The following is a 17,672-nucleotide window of genomic DNA, read 5'->3' as shown; positions in this document are numbered from 1 at the left end:
AAACAATGAGTAATTTAACAAACAAAGTTGCCGTAGTTACAGGTGGTAATAGCGGTATAGGATATGCAACAGCTAAAGAATTAGCATCAAAAGGTGCACAGGTGGTTATCACCGGCAGGAATGCAGCAGCAGTAAGCAAAGCAGCAGAAGAGTTGGGCGTAACCGGTATCGTATCTGATCAGGCTAAATTAGACCAGATTGATAACCTTGTTACCGAAGTTAAAGATCAATTTGGTAAAGTGGATATCCTGTTCCTGAATGCTGGTGTAGCCTTATTTAGCTCTGTAGCCACTGCAACTGAAGAACACTATGATACCATCATGAATTTAAATGTAAAAGGTGTTTACTTCACTGTTCAAAAATTTCTGCCAATAATAAACGATGGTGGTTCTATTATTTTTAACACATCTGTAAATGCCGCTTTGGGTGTGCCCGATAGCAGCGTGTATGCAGCCAGCAAAGCAGCTTTATTATCGCTTAACAAAGTATTGGCAAGTGAACTTGCAAGCCGCAAGATACGTGTAAACGCAATTTCTCCCGGCCCGGTTGAAACTCCACTTTATGGTAAATTAGGTTTATCAGAAGAAGAAGTAAGTGGCTTTGGAAGCTTATTAGGTAAGAAGATCTTATTAAACCGTTTTGCTAAATCAGAAGAAATTGCCAACGCAGTTAGATTCTTAGCTTCTGACGATGCTTCATTTATTACCGGTACCGAACTTACTGTTGATGGCGGCTTAACTGTAAACGCCGTTATCTATTAATTAATAGTTTTCTAATTTATTTATACCGATTTGGAACGTTTGTTTCAAATCGGTAATTTTGTATAAGAGAGATTTATTATGGCCCGGAAAAAAGAATTTAACGAGGATGAACTGCTTAATAAAGCGCTTTCATTATTTTGGGACAAAGGGTACCACGCCACATCCGCTCAGGACCTGGTAGATAGGTTAGGCATAAACCGCTCAAGCCTTTATAATACTTATACTGATAAAAAAACGCTTTTTGCGAAATCACTAAGACAATATCAATCAAAAAATACCAATGCAGTACTTTCACTGCTTAACAATGCCGATAACGCCGAAGAAGTAATAACACAGATCCTTTATGCTGTTATTAAAGAAAGCGAAGAAGATACATTGGCAAAGGGCTGCTTTATGGTGAACACCGCTGTTGAGCTATCCAGTCACGATAAAGAAATTGCCGATTTAGTAACTGAGAACAACCTGAGCGTGGAAAATGCCCTTGCCAAAACAATTGAAAAAGGCCAGCATGACGGTCAATTTAAAACAGCAATTGATTCAAGGGCTTTGGCAAGGTTTATATTCAGCACCATCAGCGGCTTAAGAGTGGCGGCCCGGGCAGGAGCCGACAGGAAAGTACTGGAAGATATTGTGACCGTGGCTTTGTCTGCCCTACGTTAAGTTTGCCGATGATCCCTTAGCTTTTCGCCTTCCGCATTAAGCCTTTAGCATTTATATTACCTTTGCAGCCGATGGACTATTTTAAAAAGCTGCTTGATCTGCTGAACAAAGAGAAAGATGAAGACCGCAACACTTACTTAAAGCTAACAGAAAACACTTCGGCAGCCGACCGCCGCGCGCAGGGCCTGAGCTGGTACCCTATCGCTATCAGGAATACAGAACCTGGCCGGGGCGACTATCTGAGTGTTGAAGTTGAACGAACTACCCATCAAGACCTATCGCACCAACTTAGGTTTGGTGTACCTGCTGCCTTATTTTCCAATCACGACCCTAAAAAGGACCGCGTAGAAGGCCTCATCACCTACCAGGGCGGCAACAGACTCAAGATCACTTTATATACCGATGAATTGCCCGATTGGAGTCGGGACGGCAAACTGGGTATCGACTTGTTGTTTGATAACAACAGTTATGACGAAATGCTGAAAGCCATTAAACAGGCAGCTATTTTAAACGCAAAACCAGACGAAGGCAGGTTAGTAAAAATTCTTACCGGTAAAACTGCAGCTGCTTTTGCAGATGATATTATACCCGTCCCTATATCCCGTTTAAACATTTCGCAGTTGGCGGCAGTTAACAAAATTGTTGCAGCACAGGACCTGGCCATTGTTCACGGCCCGCCCGGTACAGGTAAAACCACTACACTGGTACAGGCCATCAATCTATTGGCTAAACAAACCCATAAACAAATACTGGTAGTTGCGGCCAGTAATACAGCTGTTGACCTTTTAAGCGATAAACTGGCAGACGAAGGATTAAACGTATTAAGAATAGGTAACCCTAATCGTGTTTCTGAAAAGCTGGTGGCTTTAACGCTCGATAGCAAAATGACCGCACATGCTGATAATAAATTGATCCGCACCTTAAAAAAGCAGGCCAGTGCGTATAAAGACATGGCCCATAAGTACAAGCGCAGCTTTGGAAAATCTGAGCGCGACCAACGAAAGGCGCTATTTAATGAAGCACACAAGATCATGAAAGATGTAGCGCTTGCAGAGCAGCACATCATTGATGATTTGGTAAGTAAAGCGCAAGTGATTACTGCAACACTGGTGGGCTCCAATCATTATACCATCAGGGATGTAAAATTTGATACTGTTGTGATAGATGAGGCTGGGCAGGCTCTTGAACCAGCCACCTGGATCCCGATCCTGAAAGCTCAAAAGGTAATTTTAGCGGGAGATCATCTACAGCTCCCGCCTACCATCAAATCAACCGAAGCGGCCAAAGCGGGCTTAAGCATTACCCTGCTCGAAAAATGCGTAGCCCTCCATCCCGAAGCTGTTGTTTTATTAGATGTGCAATACCGCATGAATGAAGCTATTATGGGCTTCTCTTCAAGGGAATTTTATGAAGATAAATTAAAAGCGCATGCATCAGTAGCTAACCGTTTACTTTTTAACGGGGATATCCCAGTTACATTTATTGATACCGCGGGTGCCGGTTTTGAAGAACAACAGGCTGGTACCAGTACTTTTAATCCCGATGAGGCAGCATTGTTATTTAAACATTTAAACAGGCTGGTAACCGCAATTGATCCCACCGCTAAATTTCCGAGCATTGCCATTATATCCCCTTATAAAGAACAGATCAGGATACTGAAAGAGCAATTACTAAATAATCCCGACTTATTACCACATGCGGATGATATCTCCATTAATACCATTGATAGTTTCCAGGGACAAGAGCGTGACGTGGTTTACATCAGCCTTACCCGTAGCAATACTGATGGCGAGATCGGTTTCCTCTCAGATATACGCCGCATGAACGTAGCCATGACCCGTGCACGCAAAAAGTTAGTAGTTATTGGCGATAGCGCAACCCTTACCAGGTTAAAATTTTATGCTGATTTTGTTGACCACGCCGAAAAACTGGGCGGATACCAAAGTGCATGGGAATATTCAGGAGATTAAAGATCCTTCAAATCGTTCAGGATAACAAAAGCCTTTTTAAGAAATATTTCATAGTTAATTGCAAAATCCGGTGGCCTCTGAAGGAGAAAATGACGCAACAAAAATGGCTGTCATCCTGAGCCTGTCGAAGGATAGCGGGCAAAGGCCTCTCCGCGCGAGTCTTCGACAGGCTCAGACTAACAGGCCCACACTCCTCAAAATCCAATATGTCATAGGTAGTTTTAAAATCCGGAGGACCCTGAAGGGGAAATGACGTTTAGAAAGGTTTGTCATCCTGAGGAACGAAGGATCTATTTGCAAACTGTACAGGGCGAAGAAACATGGTGGAGGGTAGATCCTTCGTTCCTCAGGATGACAAAAGAGGTTTTAGCAAATACGCCATAGGAGGCACGAAGCAACGACAATCTGTTTATTTATTTTTAGAGAACCTCTCGGAGGCAGTAAAAAAATCAGGTAATTGTTTATAGCTTTATTCACCAATTATTACCTGATGTGCCTAAGGGGTGTTATCCTTCTTATTTTCCTGCTAAGTGCTGCTGTGGCTTATTCGCAATGTTCAAAAAGTTCGGGAGTACCCGTTTTTAATGAAACATTCGGATCGGGCGATGACGAAATTGGTCCGCCCCTGCAAGATGGCATAACAGATTACAGGTATGGTGCAGGGATATGCCCGGAAGACGACTTCTACTCCATTGTTAACCACACTGCGGGTTGCTACGGCCTTTGGCATACGGTAACAGATCATACTGGAAATACTGGCGGTTATTTTATGATTTATGGTATGAAACGTGCAGCCGGCGACTTTTTTGTACAAAAGGTTAATGGTTTATGTGATGGAACAACTTACCAGTTTGCCGCCTATGTTTTAAATATGTTTGCGGCTCAAGGCGGCCTTGAGYCGGCTATTACCATCACTATTGAAACTACTGACGGAACGGTTTTAAAAAGTTATAGTACAGGGCCAATAGTTGTAACAGACCCGGTTAAATGGCTCAAATGCGGGTTTAATTTCAAAACCTCGCCCGGCATGTCTACCGTTGTAATAAGGATGCACAACGATGTTCCCGGGGGATACGGAAACGACTTGGCTTTAGATGATATTACTATTACACCAGCAGGCCCTGTAACTACAATAGGTATAGATGGTGTTACAGGTGATACATTTGAAAATTCGTGCTATAAAGGCAACATTAGCCTCAATTCAAAAGTGGAGGACTGTTATGTGAAGAACGCCTATCAATGGCAAATTTCGGCAGATAAAACTAACTGGGTAAATATACAGGGGGCAACCAATCCAGATTACCAATTTATCCCGCCGGGAGCAGGCACCTCTTTTTTGCGGTTAAATGTGGTGGAAGATAACAATAATGGTAATTGCAGCAGTACCAACTCAAATGTAATAACCATTATTTATCATGTATATGATCCCCCTAAAACCAATAACATTTCCGCTACCATTTGCCCTGCAGATTCTTACAGGTTACCGTCGGGCAGGGTTATAAATTCTACCGGCCAATACAGCGATACTTTACGCAACAACCAAGGCTGCGATGACATTATTACTAATTTAAATTTAACAGTACACAACAAGCCAAACCTTGGCACCGACCTGGTTTTATGCCTGGGCGATTCCGTAATATTAAACCCTGGCATATTTACTCAATATTTATGGCAGGATGGCAGCACAAACCCTACCTATTTAGTTAAAACCGGCGGTACTTACCGGGTAAAAGTTACCGATGAAAATGGCTGCGAAACTTCTGATACCGTTAATATTAAGAAAAATTCCTGTTCAACATTAAAACCGCCAAATACATTTAGCCCAAACAATGATGGCACTAATGATACCTGGGTTATTAAAGATCTTCAATATTTCCCCGGTTGTAAAGTTTTTGTTTATTCGCGATGGGGCAGCCTGCTATTTAAAAGCACCGGCTATACTCAAGCCTGGGATGGCCGGTATAACGGTAAAAACCTGCCTGCAGGTACTTATTATTACATCATCAATTTAGGCAACAACTCGCCGCCTGTTTCGGGGTACGTAGTTATAATCAGGTAGCATCTATCTAAAAAAATATTGCTCGATCTTATATCAATTACCGGCGGGTACAACTAAACAAACACAAAGTATTGATAATCAATAATAAAGGCACCCCATTCTGCTATTTTAAGAAATACACCCAGAACACTGATAATCAGCATCCTGGGCGTTCCAGGTGTATCAATCGTTTCACCCGTTCCGGTGGAACACTTATTCGCAATGTTAAACTGATGCAGTAACTGCCTTCATTTTCTTTAGTGCTGTTTTTGCCACTTGCAATGCATCCTGTGCATAATAGCTTTTGTTAAATACCTCGAAGGATATAATTAAAGGTTTATCGGGATGTTTGGCAAGTTGCAATATTTGCTTTACCGGAGCAATACCATCACCCACATATACCCTATCCGGTTCCGAGATCTTTTCCGGACTGATACCGGCCGGGTAATCATTTACGTGTAAGATATCTAATGCCGGCTTACCTACAAATGCTAAACTCTCCACAGGCGACTGCCCTTTATAAACGTGGAATACATCCAGCAAAATCCGAGCATCCGCATCCCCGCAGGCAGCAACCACATATAATACCTGGCTCACTTGTTTCAGGTTTACAGAACCTCCCCACATTTCTAACTGTGGGATAACACCACTTTGCTTACCCATTTTGAGTATAGTACCGTAACGTTCGGCAATAGTATCCAGGGCTATCAATGGTAACTTTGTAGCGCCGGCAGGCGGGGCAGCTATGCGCGGGCAACCAATTTTGGCCAGCATATCCATATCTGCCTGTAACTGAACAAGAGCTTTCTGCCGAACGGCATCGTCATCAACTATCCAGGGGGCAAACCCTATAGCATCCTCTACTTTAAGCCCCAGGCCGTCAATGATCTTTTTTGCCTCGGATAATGAACCGCCGTTTTGCAGGTAGGTTTGCAGCGTATCCAGCCAAATCTCCACTGAGGTAAAACCAGCCTTTGCCGCTACTTCAAGTTCTTTCACAAAACCCAGGTTATGACCCCGGATGGTGCTCATGTTTAGCGAATACACAAAGCCATTATCGTTTTTCTTTTCCACTTTAATTGCCGCCGAAACACGATTACCCAAAACTGCCGCACCTGCCACTAAACCTATTGTTTTTAACACCTGTCGTCTGTTTAATTCCTCAGCCATCTTTAATATTTTAAGCTCTTGATATAAGCTATAGTGACAGGCATCTGGGTAGCATATGATGGACTTTCATCCTCAATAAAATAGTGCTTAACACCAGCTTTTCTCGCTGCCTTTAAAACTTCAGGAATGTTAATTTGTCCGGTGCCGAGGGCTACATCATTTTTGGTATCTGTTCCCCCGGTTAAATCATTAGCCACACCCTTACGGATATCTTTCAGGTGCATTAGTTTTATACGGTTTGGATACTTATTGATCAGCTTAGCCGGATCCTGCCCGCCATGGAACGACCATAACAGGTCAATCTCAAAGGATACGTATTTAGGGTTGGTGTTTTTCGCGATGTAATCAAACAGCGTACCATCCTCATAAGCCCCAAATTCGTAACCATGGTTATGATAGCAAAATGTAAGTCCGGCTTCTGAGAGTATCTGCCCTACCCTGTTAAAATCAGCCACAGCTTTTTTGGCATCTTCAAGCGTAAACTCTTTACCATGAGGTATCCAGGCCACCATCACATAGTTAGCACCCAGAATTTTTGCCTGCTTAATAACATCGCCGGGACTTTTAACAATATCATCATAACCTGCACCAATGGATGGGATAGTTATGCCGCGCTCATTGCACAGTTTCCTGAATTCTTCGGGCGGCATGCCCTTGGGCTCCTGGCCCTCCATTTCGGTTATGCCCATTGATTTAATAGTATCAAGCACAGCAATCGTAGCTTTAGGCATACTGCTGCGAAAAGTATAAGCTTGTACACCAACCGGCGCAATAAAAACCGGTTTGCCGCTTTGAGCGAAAGTTTGTGTTGATAGCAAACCCATTGCTAAACAAACACTTGTAACTACAGCTATTTTCTTCATAAATGAGTTTATTTAATTGTTTAATTTATTGATCAAACCTAATATCGCTTAGCTTAAGGATCCCGTCGTTTGGTTTGGTACGTTTAATAGCAAATATGAATACATTATGTTTGCCTGTAACGGGTTTCTGCACGTCAGCACTTAACCACGCCAGTTTGTCCCAACTGCCTGTATCGCCATAAGCTGTTGAGCAAATAACCGGGCCGGCCTGTGAATCCATACGTACCTCAATTTCGCCATCAATCTCCTTTGACGCATATTGAAAATTGAACTTTTTAATATTCGTCAGATCCACATCTTTAAATAGCACAAATGATTTGTGATTACCCAATGAAAGATCATTTCCGTAACGGTTAAAACCTTTCAAATCATCAGCATAAACAGCTTTAACATCAGCATTGCGTAATGTAACCACGTCGGTACCAGTTAGCGGACCAACAATTTTACCACCTTTATCGGTATAAGATGCCAATATGGTGTATTGTCCGCGTGGCTCGGTATCATTAAATTTCGGGTTCAGGGTGCCATTCAAAGGCAAAGGCATAACCTTACCCTTCTTGTCGGTTAAAGAGAATATATATTTTACAATCTCCTTTGTATCAGCATTTGACAGCTGTGGGTGCGCGCTCATCACGTGCTCGGTTCCCCAGCTGCCTGCACCACCGGCAATTATTTTTTTGGATAGTTTATCGGTAGAACCTTTTTGTGCTTTATACCGGTTCGCAATGGCAGTAAAGCTTGGGCCAACAGCCAGTTTATTGATTGTATGGCACGATTTGCAATCGCTGGATGCCATTAAGGCCTTACCTGGATAGCTGATTTCTGTAGCAGATAACGCGGCCAGGTTTTGTACGGCTTTGCCATCTGTGGATGGCTGCGGGTTATACATGTAAAATAATTTCACCCGTTTAGGATCAATCTTTCCATCCTCTTTATCCTTCACTACTACACGATACTTAAAAGGCTTACCATTCCAGATGAATGACTTGTTATCGGCACTGGCAATAGTTACAACGGGCCTGGTATTACCCACTCTTACCATTACGGTATCTCTGCCTGTTAGTCCACCTTTATCTGTAACTTTTAGTATGGCTTTGTATACGCCGGGCTTAGTATAAACATAGCTTCCCGAAGCGGTTGTTGCACCTACTGTTTTACCATCAAACAACCATTGATAAGTTATTGCGTCATCATCATCCAGATCTTTACTGTTTTGACTATTGAAGCTCACGCTAAGTGGGGCCTGGCCAGAAATCTCTTTTTTAACGGGCATTTCCTTTAGCTCAGCTGTCAAATATTTGGTGTGCTGATAGTACGACTGCATAGCCGTATCTGTAATGCCCGCTTTGGCTATCGGTGCGCGGTTACCTGTATTGTATTCAATTTTCACAAGACGGGCATCTTCATTCTGTGCACCATACACCGAGCCATACTCCAGCATATACAATACGCCATCAGGGCCAAATTCCATATCAATTGGCCTTCTGAAATCGCCGTTGGCCGGCATAAAAGCTTCATTACGCAGATAATTCTCGTCTTTATCAAACTTTAGGTTGATAACCCAGTTGCGCATCCAATCAGCCATGAATAAGGTACCGTTGTAGTATTCGGGAAACTTGTTGGGGTTTTTAACACTGGCATCATACTCATAAAAACCACCGCCTATGGCGCATCTTCCTCCCATACCCAATTCCGGAAATTCATCCGATGCAGCATAAGGATACCAAATCATCGCCGGTGTAGCGGGTGGCAGCACATTTAAACCGGTATTATTTGGCGAGTTATTTACAGGTGCCTTGGGATCAAAATTCGGTCCTGGTGTATTGGTCACAAAATCCCAGTGAGAATAAGCATAGTTATTGCCCACAAAATAAGGCCAGCCAAAATTACCGGCCTTGCGTGCCTGGTTAAATTCATCGTACCCACGCGGTCCGCGCGGCGAGTCTTTACCTGCATCAGGTCCCACTTCGCCCCAGTATAACACCGAGGTTACCGGGTTTACGGCTATACGGTAAGGGTTACGGCAGCCCATTACATAAATCTCGGGTTTGGTTTTAGCCGTGCCTTTAGGGAAAAGGTTACCTTCGGGTATAGTATAGGTACCGTCAGCCTCCGGGTGGATCCTTAATATCTTTCCTTTAAAATCGTTTGTGTTGCCCGCGCTGCGCTGCGCATCTAAACTATAATGTTCCGTTCCGGGGCGTTCATCCAAAGGAGCATATCCATCTGCAGGAAACGGACTTGAACTATCACCTGTTGATAGGTATAAATTACCATTTTTATCCCAGGCCAATGAGCCACCATGATGAGCACCACTCACCTTTTGAACGGGAACTTTCAATAATATCTTTTCAGATTTCAGGTCGAGCACATTTAACGGACTTAATTTAAAACGGGACAGCTGAAAGTTAAGTGGCTCAATAGTTTGCCCTGCGGGCATGTAATAAATATAAACAAACTGGTTGCTTTCAAATTTAGGATCGAGCGTTAAACCAATAACGCCGGTGCCTCCCTCATACGTAATTGGAAATTTATGGATCACTTTGAACTGACCTGTACGGGTATTAAATACAGAAAAGTTGCCCATCAGCTGGGTAAAAAACACACGGCCGTCCTTAGCTGTTGCCAGTTCCATTGGTGATGCAATATTGCTGACCAATACTGTTTTTATAAAACGCGTTTGGTCCGGAGATACTTTTGAATAGGATTTACCATAATCCATTGGCTTGCCATTGCCCATGGCATAGCGGATACCACCTAACAATTGCCCCAGAAACAATGGATCGCTGTAACTTTCATCGGTATGACCGCATCCGGTATAAAAAGAGCGACCGCCATCAAACTCATGAAACCAGGTAATGGGATGGCTTGTTCCATTGGTACCCCCATCATAGGTATTTTCATCTAAACTGGCCAGCACATGTATGCCACTGTAGATGGATTTATAATTATACCATTCGTCGGTACGCTCCCACCTTGCCGGCAGATTAGCTGTAATAGGGTTTGTCCTATCGGTAACATCTATTGTTGCCTTACGAATATTTGAGTTATTGGGATGGCTTGAAAAATAGGCGCCTACCAGTTTACCATACCAGGGCCAATCATATTCCGTATCGGCTGCGGAGTGCACGCCCGCATAGCCGCCCCCCGCCTGTATGTACCTTTCAAAGGCAGCCTGCTGTTCGGCATTGAGCACATTGCCGGTTGTACATTGAAATATTACGGCATCGTACTTCTCTAAATTGTTATCTGTAAAAGCATTTGCATTGGTGGTGGTATCCACCTCAAAATTATTCTCTTTTCCCAACTTTTGTATAGCAGCTATACCAAAAGGAATACAGGAGTGATGCCAGCCTAATGTTTTTGAAAAAACAAGAACATGCTGCGTTGGCACTGGTTTTTTAAATGAATACAGCCCAAAGCTGAGCCCAATCAATAAAATACAGGTGAGTTTTAATTTTAATGACATTATTTGAGAGATTTAGTTGATGTTCTGCTTATTCCCAATCAATCTGCCAAAGCAACGCGTCCTTTCAAAAATCCAACCCAAAACAGGATTAAGCCTTGATGATAAAAACGTATTATGTAATGGCAAAAAAGTACCGGCGAACTAATTGGTTAATACAATATTAGCATTTATAACTAATCAGAGTGTAATAAATACACGCTTATTTTTACCACCAAATGCATTGTAAGTAAATTGTTACCCTAAGTACTTTATATCTTTTAAAGAAAAGAGTCGTAAATAGATCTGCAATTGTCGCAAGTCACCATTTATTATTTTATTAACCAATGGTATATTTGATTATGCAAAACTTGCTTAACCGCTTTATTAAAATCACTGCTTTTATCCTGATAGCTATGACAACAGTTAATAAAACCAAGGGCCAGGAAACGGGCCGCTATGCCAATGTAAATGGCATAAAAATGTATTATGAGATTCATGGCAGCGGTCAGCCGTTGGTGTTGATCCATGGCGGCGGATCAACTATAACCACTTCCTTTGGAAAAATACTGCCAATGCTATCCAAAACACACCAGGTTATAGCAGTAGAGCTTCAGGCTCATGGGCATACAACTGACAGGGACACTCCTGTGAGCTTTGAGCAGGATGCTGACGACGTGGCCCAACTGCTTAAACAACTGAATGTTACCGGTGCCGATATTTTGGGTTTCAGCAATGGGGGCAATACCGCTATGCAAATAGCCATCAGGCATCCGGAACGGGTACGCAAACTGGTTTTGGCGTCGGCATTTTACAAGCGTGAAGGGATGTATTCCTGGCTTTGGGAAGGGATGAAACATGCCAGGCTGGAAGATATGCCTAAGATATACCAGGAAGTATATTTAAGTATTCCCGGTAACACCCAGGCCGGGCTGCAAAACATGCACGATAAAGACGCCAAAAGGATGCAAACTTTTAAGGATTGGGAAAGCGATGTTATTAAATCGATACAAGCCCCGGCTTTAATAGTTATTGGAGACCAGGACGTTGTCCGTCCTGAGCATGCTGTAGAAATGTATCGTTTGCTGCCTCACGGCCGCTTGTCTATATTTCCAGATAACCATGGTAGCTATATGGGCGAGATCATGTCGCCTAACGCCGACAGTAAAGTACCGGAGTTGTTTGTTGCTATGTTAAATGAATATTTGGCAGCACCGATGCCCGGGGTTAAGTAAAGCATTATTTCATTTTAGTATTTAGCTTAAAAAACATAAGTTTGATGTTTATATAAATCATTTATACTTAATGAGCCAGGTAAGCGACCTATCAACCGTTCCGTCATTTATACGTAATACCGTTGCCAATATCCATCCGGAAAGTCACACTTTTATGATTCATAAAGTAAAAGACAACTGGGTAGAGATCACTTACGGCGAAGCCTTAGAAAAAATTGATGCTATATCTGCATGGATGCTCAGTCTGGGGATACAAAAAGGCGACCGACTTTCACTCATTATCGAGAACGGGCCAAACTATGTTTACTACGACCAGGCCCTGCAGCAGATAGGTGCGGTTAATGCCTCTATATATCCAACCCTTACCGAGAATGAGATTGAATATATCCTGAATGACTCTGGCGCAAAAACCGTTATTGTTGGTAATCCCTTCCTTTTTCGCAAGGTGCTTAAAATAGCTAATAACTGCGCGGCACTTATCCGTATTATTCCGGCTTTTGATGATTTTGAAAAGTTTAGCGATAAGCTAAACCTTAACGCCGGCGTTATTGGGTTTGACCAGGTAATTAGCGAAGGACTTGTATTAATTGAACAATATCGCCAGGCTATTAATGCAGCCCGTGAAGCCATTTTACCAACCGATCTATCCTGCCTTATTTATACATCGGGTACCACCGGTATACCTAAAGGGGTGATGCTTACCCATTACAACCTTACCCAAAATGCTTTAAACAGTGTTATCCAGATTCCTTTTGTAACAAAGGATGATCGTTTCCTGTCGTTCCTGCCCTTATCACATGTGTTTGAGCGTACCATTTATCATATTGCTATTTTAAAGGGTTCGCAAATTGCATTTGCGCAAAGTTTAGAATTATTAGCCAAAAACATGGCCGAGGTTAAGCCAACCATTTTATGTTGTGTACCGCGCCTGCTTGAACGCATTCATGATAAAGCCATAAAAAGTGGAACATCTGCCGGCGGCCTTAAAACCAAAATATTTTTGTGGGCCTTTGAGATTGGCAAAAAAGTGCGATTAGTGCAGGAAGCCGGTAAAAAACCCGGGCCTGTTTTAAAAGCACAGCATGCCATTGCTGAAAAGCTGGTATTTAGCAAGATTAAGGAAAAAACCGGCGGCAAATTACAATTCATGGTATCTGGTGGTGGCGCGCTGCCTAAAAATATTGGTGAGTTTTTTGGCGATCTGGGTATTGTGATCCTGGAAGGTTTTGGACTAACAGAAACATCACCTGTGATGGCTGTTACGGAGCGCCATAGGGTAATTTATGGCACCGTAGGCCGTATTATTCCGGGTATCGAGGTAGGTATCCAGGACGTTGAAACCAAAAAGATATACACCATACAAAATCACGATAATTTCAAAGAAGATCTGATAACCGAAGAAGGCGAAATCATTGTTCGCGGCCATTGTGTAATGAAGGGCTACTGGAACAAACCCGAAGAAACCGCCACGGTAATTGACGCTGATGCCTGGTTCCATACGGGGGATATTGGCCGGTTTTTCCGCGGCAACCTGCAAATTACCGATCGCCTTAAAAATATGCTGGTGAATGCTTATGGCAAAAACATCTACCCCACCCCGGTTGAAAACACGTACCTTAAAAGCCCTAAAATTGAGCAGGTGTTTTTAGTGGGCGATAAACGCGAATACATTGCAGCTATTATAGTGCCCGGCAAAGAAACTCTTCAGGAAACCTTTGGCCTCAAAAATGAGTTTTTTGAACGACCGGAAGTATTTATTGAAGATAAAGAGATTGTTGACTGGATTGGCCAGGATATTCGTAAACTGAGCAATGAACTTGCCAAATTTGAACGTGTAAAATCATTCAAAATAAAACGCAATCCTTTTAGCATGGAAGAAGGTGAAATTACCCCTACCATGAAAGCCAAACGCAAAGTGATAGAAAAGAAATACGCTGCCGATATTGACGAGTTGTATGCGGGTGAAGCGGATACGGAAGATTAATTAATAATAGTTTTAAATATTAACAGGAGGCACATTACATGTGTCTCTTTTTGTTTGCATATAGCGCATTGATTCGTTTATAAAGAATACTTTCCTTAATTCACCAAAACATTTTACTAACTTTGTTAGCATGAAACGATCTGGCAGTGCTGATTTACCTTTACACTATGGCTATGTGCCGCAGTGGCTGGCTGAGCGCATGGCAAAGTTAGGTTTGGCCATAGTTGAAAATATAGTGATTGATTATGGCAAGGATGAAGTATTACGCCGTTTAAGCGATCCTTTCTGGTTTCAAAGCTTAGGTGCTGTTATGGGAATGGACTGGCATTCCTCTGGCATTACTACCTCGGTTATGGGCGCTTTGAAGCGGGCTATCAACCCACATAGCCGCGAGCTGGGTATTTACATTTGCGGCGGCAAAGGCAAACATTCTAAACAAACCCCGGCCGAGCTGTTAAAGATCAGCGAATCAACCGGGCTCGACGGCAACTACCTGGTTAAATGCAGCAAACTAAGTGCTAAGATTGATAACACCGCCATACAGGACGGTTTCCAGTTATATACCCATAATTTTATTTTGAGCGATACCGGCAAATGGGCGGTTGTACAACAAGGTATGAGCGATGCCAGCAGTACCGCCCGGCGCTATCACTGGCATTCGGAACAACTTACTTCTTTTGTAGATGACCCGCATACTTCTATCTACGGTAAAAATACCGGGCTGATATTGAACATGACCGATAAGCTTGCGGATACTTCAAGAAATGGTGTAATGCAGATAGCAGCCGAAAATCCGGAGATGATGATCAGGGAGATCAGTAAATTGGTTATGCCCAATCATCACGACGTGAAAGCTAAAGACGTGGATTTAAAAAGGTTGGGGGCCGTACTTTGGCTGGCTCATGAAAAACAGCCCACCGATTTTGAAGACCTGTTATTGTTGCAAGGTTTAGGTCCGCGTACTTTACAATCGCTGGCTTTGGTAAGCGAGGTGATCCACGGAACGCCATCGCGATTTAAAGACCCGGCAAGGTTTTCTTTTGCGCACGGCGGCAAGGATGGTCATCCATTCCCTGTGCCTATCACCGTTTACGATGAAACTATCAGTACGCTGCAAAACGCTGTATATAAATCGAAACTGGGTTTATCAGAAAAGAACGAGGCTATTAAACGCTTACACAAAATTGCTGAGAATGCTGAAAAAGACTTTACCCCAAATGCAAACTTTGACCAGGTTATAGCCAAAGAACGCGACGACTCCTGGAAATACGGTGGCAGAACTGTGATGGGTAAAGCAAAACCGCCAATACAGCAGCAATTGAAGTTATTTTAAGTTATCATTGATTGTTTTTGCCGAATCAAGATGAGTCTGTAATAACGATATACCTTTCTTCGCAAATTCCACCACATTTAAACTTTTTGCCTGTGTAGCGGCTTTAAAGTGGTTCATTTCCTGCCCATCCTGGGCTACAATTATCTCTAAATAAGCCTTATCAAATTCGGCAGCTTTCTTTTGCTCCAAGTTTGCAATTATTTGCTGATGGATGACATTAAGCTTATCAGTAACTTTAACTGAATCATCGGCCTGTAATTGTTTCAACTCATCGGTTAGCCTGGTATGATCATCTATCATGGTTTTGGCAAACTGAATAACCCGTTGATTTTTCGAGTTTGATATAGCCAACCCCGAGGCTTTTACGGCCATTAAACTTTCCTCTGTACTATTTTTCAGGAAAAGCGAAACACTGTCATCAACTAAAGCTTTATCGTTGTAATTATTCGCGCGTTTATTACTCTGGCATGATTGTACTAAAACAATGGCCGCCAAACCAAATACAAGGCATATTAGTTGCTTCATTTATAAATCGATTATACTACTGTTCAGGTTTAACAAAAAAACTGTAAACTGGTTTCCCAGGTAGCATAATTAAGTTGATCAATAATGATGTATGTTTTTTACAATTATCTTAAATCACAATTTCCTTAAACAAAAAACCACTTTGCCATACCCTTAAAGGGCATTACAAAGTGGTTATATCTTCAATAGATAGAGGGTTCTATTTAAAACACCTGGTCAAACTGGTTAACGGCATCCTTGCTTTCCAGCACAGAGTGGCCCATCAAAAATTCATCTACCTTACGGGCAGTTTCGCGGCCTTCTGAAATGGCCCAAACAACCAGCGATTGTCCGCGGCGCATATCTCCTGCTGCAAATACTTTACTTACATTGGTACGGTAAACACCTTCTTTAGCTTTAACGTTCTTACGTTCGTCAAGTTCAACACCCAATTGGGCTAATAAACCTGCAGGCTGAGGATATAAGAAACCCATTGCCAGGAATACTCTTTGACAAGGTATTTCGCGCTCCGAACCTTCAACAACATTAAACTTTAAAGGGCGGCCCATAACATCCTGCTCCCAGGACACATCAACAACTTTTAATGCCCTCAAATTACCATCTTCATCGCCTAAAAACTCCAGTGTATTAACGCCCCAAAAACGCTCAGCGCCTTCCTCGTGCGAACTGGTAGTTTTCAGCACCATTGGGTATGTTGGCCATGGCATGTGTTGCGTACGCTCTGTAGGTGGTTGATACATCACCTCAAACTGCTTGATAGATTTTGCGCCCTGCCGGTTTGAAGTACCTACACAGTCGCTGCCGGTATCACCACCACCAATTACTACAACATCTTTATCTGTAGCCAAAATATCTTCTGCATCTACACTAATATTGCTTACACGCTTGTTTTGCTGCTTCAAAAAGTCCATAGCAAAATGGATCCCTTTTAATTCCCTGCCGGGGATCATAAGGTTACGTGGTACAGTTGAGCCACCTGCCAATACTACAGCATCATTGCTACGCAACAGATCATCAGCGGCTACATTTACACCAACTTCGCTGTTGAGTTTAAATACAATGCCATCTTTTTCCATCACCTCGATACGGCGCTCAACAACATTTTTCTCCAATTTAAAATCGGGAATACCATAGCGTAATAAACCACCTGGTTTATCATCGCGCTCATAAACGGTTACGGCATGACCAGCCTTCACCAATTGAGCTGCTGCTGCCAATCCAGCCGGACCAGAGCCTATTACAGCTACCTTTTTGCCAGATTTTACTAATGGGGCTGTTGGCTTAACCAGGTTATTCTTGTAAGCTATCTCAATAATATGTTTTTCAATTTCCTCGATAGCTACGGCTGGCTTGTTGATACCTAAAACACAAGCAGATTCGCAGGGTGCAGGGCATATACGGCCTGTAAACTCAGGGAAATTATTAGTTGATGATAAAATATGGTAAGCCTCTTCCCAGTTTTTACGATATACTGCATCGTTAAACTCCGGAATAATATTACCCAGCGGGCATCCCGAATGGCAAAAGGGGATACCGCAATTCATACACCTGGCCGATTGCTGATTTAGCTTCTCGTCGGTATATAAATTAACAAACTCATTATAGTTCTTTACGCGTTCAGCAGCGGGAACCTTGGTTGGTAATTCCCTGTTAAACTCCTGAAATCCTGTTGGTTTTCCCATTGAAAT

The 17,672-nt window shown here is 42.7% G+C and carries 13 protein-coding genes; 8 read left to right on the top strand and 5 right to left on the bottom strand.

Annotated features, from left to right (window positions below; all coding sequences use genetic code 11):
• Window positions 1-5 precede the first annotated feature (5 nt).
• From AC1DYB_RS22635 to AC1DYB_RS22615, 5 genes are all read left to right on the top strand, one after another.
• A complete protein-coding gene (locus AC1DYB_RS22635) occupies window positions 6-761 on the top strand; it encodes an SDR family oxidoreductase (RefSeq protein ID WP_295716332.1) in 756 nt (251 codons plus the stop codon).
• A gap of 78 nt (window positions 762-839) precedes the next feature.
• Entirely contained in the window at window positions 840-1,421 is a 582-nt protein-coding gene (locus tag AC1DYB_RS22630) for a TetR/AcrR family transcriptional regulator (protein ID WP_477438213.1), read from the top strand.
• Window positions 1,422-1,492: 71 nt separating this feature from the next.
• Window positions 1,493-3,391: an AAA domain-containing protein gene (locus AC1DYB_RS22625; RefSeq protein ID WP_477438211.1), complete on the top strand. Its 1,899-nt coding sequence runs from the start codon at window positions 1,493-1,495 to the stop codon at window positions 3,389-3,391.
• 249 nt (window positions 3,392-3,640) lie between these two features.
• Window positions 3,641-3,775 (top strand): hypothetical protein, encoded by a 135-nt coding sequence (locus AC1DYB_RS22620; protein ID WP_295716336.1) that lies wholly within the window; start codon window positions 3,641-3,643, stop codon window positions 3,773-3,775.
• 73 nt (window positions 3,776-3,848) lie between these two features.
• Window positions 3,849-5,450 carry a T9SS type B sorting domain-containing protein gene (locus AC1DYB_RS22615; RefSeq protein ID WP_477438209.1) on the top strand — a complete coding sequence of 534 codons (1,602 nt, stop codon included), beginning with the start codon at window positions 3,849-3,851 and terminating at the stop codon, window positions 5,448-5,450.
• Window positions 5,451-5,654: 204 nt separating this feature from the next.
• On the opposite strand, the gene AC1DYB_RS22610 is transcribed toward AC1DYB_RS22615, so the two are convergent.
• The 3 genes from AC1DYB_RS22610 to AC1DYB_RS22600 are packed head-to-tail and all read right to left on the bottom strand — an operon-like array spanning window position 5,655 to window position 10,931.
• Entirely contained in the window at window positions 5,655-6,599 is a 945-nt protein-coding gene (locus AC1DYB_RS22610) for a sugar phosphate isomerase/epimerase family protein (RefSeq protein WP_477438207.1), read from the bottom strand.
• A 2-nt stretch (window positions 6,600-6,601) separates the two neighbouring features.
• Window positions 6,602-7,462: a sugar phosphate isomerase/epimerase family protein gene (locus AC1DYB_RS22605; RefSeq protein ID WP_477438205.1), complete on the bottom strand. Its 861-nt coding sequence runs from the start codon at window positions 7,460-7,462 to the stop codon at window positions 6,602-6,604.
• Between the two features lie 25 nt (window positions 7,463-7,487).
• On the bottom strand, window positions 7,488-10,931 hold the full coding sequence (locus AC1DYB_RS22600) for a ThuA domain-containing protein (protein ID WP_477438203.1): 3,444 nt from the start codon (window positions 10,929-10,931) through the stop codon (window positions 7,488-7,490).
• 323 nt (window positions 10,932-11,254) lie between these two features.
• Between AC1DYB_RS22600 and AC1DYB_RS22595 the strand changes: the two genes are divergently transcribed.
• The 3 genes from AC1DYB_RS22595 (at window position 11,255) to AC1DYB_RS22585 (ending at window position 15,459) form a co-directional block, all read left to right on the top strand.
• On the top strand, window positions 11,255-12,142 hold the full coding sequence (locus AC1DYB_RS22595) for an alpha/beta fold hydrolase (RefSeq protein WP_477438201.1): 888 nt from the start codon (window positions 11,255-11,257) through the stop codon (window positions 12,140-12,142).
• Window positions 12,143-12,212: 70 nt separating this feature from the next.
• On the top strand, window positions 12,213-14,126 hold the full coding sequence (locus tag AC1DYB_RS22590; protein ID WP_477438199.1) for an AMP-dependent synthetase/ligase: 1,914 nt from the start codon (window positions 12,213-12,215) through the stop codon (window positions 14,124-14,126).
• 130 nt (window positions 14,127-14,256) lie between these two features.
• Window positions 14,257-15,459 carry a DUF763 domain-containing protein gene (locus AC1DYB_RS22585; protein WP_477438197.1) on the top strand — a complete coding sequence of 401 codons (1,203 nt, stop codon included), beginning with the start codon at window positions 14,257-14,259 and terminating at the stop codon, window positions 15,457-15,459.
• Here AC1DYB_RS22585 and AC1DYB_RS22580 read toward each other — a convergent pair.
• Window positions 15,451-15,984, bottom strand: coding sequence for a DUF4142 domain-containing protein (locus AC1DYB_RS22580; RefSeq protein WP_477438195.1), 534 nt, complete (start codon window positions 15,982-15,984; stop codon window positions 15,451-15,453). The two genes, AC1DYB_RS22585 and AC1DYB_RS22580, sit on opposite strands and share 9 nt — an antisense overlap.
• Before the next feature lie 203 nt (window positions 15,985-16,187).
• A complete protein-coding gene (locus AC1DYB_RS22575) occupies window positions 16,188-17,666 on the bottom strand; it encodes a glutamate synthase subunit beta (RefSeq protein ID WP_477438193.1) in 1,479 nt (492 codons plus the stop codon).
• Window positions 17,667-17,672: the final 6 nt, after the last annotated feature.

The organism is Mucilaginibacter sp. P2_A4, assembly GCF_056405015.1.
Note: the sequence above shows the minus strand (reverse complement) of the source record. Positions and strands in the feature narration are given on the sequence as shown.

What these genes read in the sequence shown, in the direction of transcription:
- AC1DYB_RS22635 (WP_295716332.1), top strand. Translation starts at nt 6, where the DNA reads ATGAGTAATTTAACAAACAAAGTTGCCGTAGTTACAGGTGGTAATAGC.
- AC1DYB_RS22630 (WP_477438213.1), top strand. Translation starts at nt 840, where the DNA reads ATGGCCCGGAAAAAAGAATTTAACGAGGATGAACTGCTTAATAAAGCG.
- AC1DYB_RS22625 (WP_477438211.1), top strand. Translation starts at nt 1,493, where the DNA reads ATGGACTATTTTAAAAAGCTGCTTGATCTGCTGAACAAAGAGAAAGAT.
- AC1DYB_RS22620 (WP_295716336.1), top strand. Translation starts at nt 3,641, where the DNA reads ATGACGTTTAGAAAGGTTTGTCATCCTGAGGAACGAAGGATCTATTTG.
- AC1DYB_RS22610 (WP_477438207.1), bottom strand. Translation starts at nt 6,599, where the DNA reads ATGGCTGAGGAATTAAACAGACGACAGGTGTTAAAAACAATAGGTTTA.
- AC1DYB_RS22605 (WP_477438205.1), bottom strand. Translation starts at nt 7,462, where the DNA reads ATGAAGAAAATAGCTGTAGTTACAAGTGTTTGTTTAGCAATGGGTTTG.
- AC1DYB_RS22600 (WP_477438203.1), bottom strand. Translation starts at nt 10,931, where the DNA reads ATGTCATTAAAATTAAAACTCACCTGTATTTTATTGATTGGGCTCAGC.
- AC1DYB_RS22595 (WP_477438201.1), top strand. Translation starts at nt 11,255, where the DNA reads ATGGTATATTTGATTATGCAAAACTTGCTTAACCGCTTTATTAAAATC.
- AC1DYB_RS22590 (WP_477438199.1), top strand. Translation starts at nt 12,213, where the DNA reads ATGAGCCAGGTAAGCGACCTATCAACCGTTCCGTCATTTATACGTAAT.
- AC1DYB_RS22585 (WP_477438197.1), top strand. Translation starts at nt 14,257, where the DNA reads ATGAAACGATCTGGCAGTGCTGATTTACCTTTACACTATGGCTATGTG.
- AC1DYB_RS22580 (WP_477438195.1), bottom strand. Translation starts at nt 15,984, where the DNA reads ATGAAGCAACTAATATGCCTTGTATTTGGTTTGGCGGCCATTGTTTTA.
- AC1DYB_RS22575 (WP_477438193.1), bottom strand. Translation starts at nt 17,666, where the DNA reads ATGGGAAAACCAACAGGATTTCAGGAGTTTAACAGGGAATTACCAACC.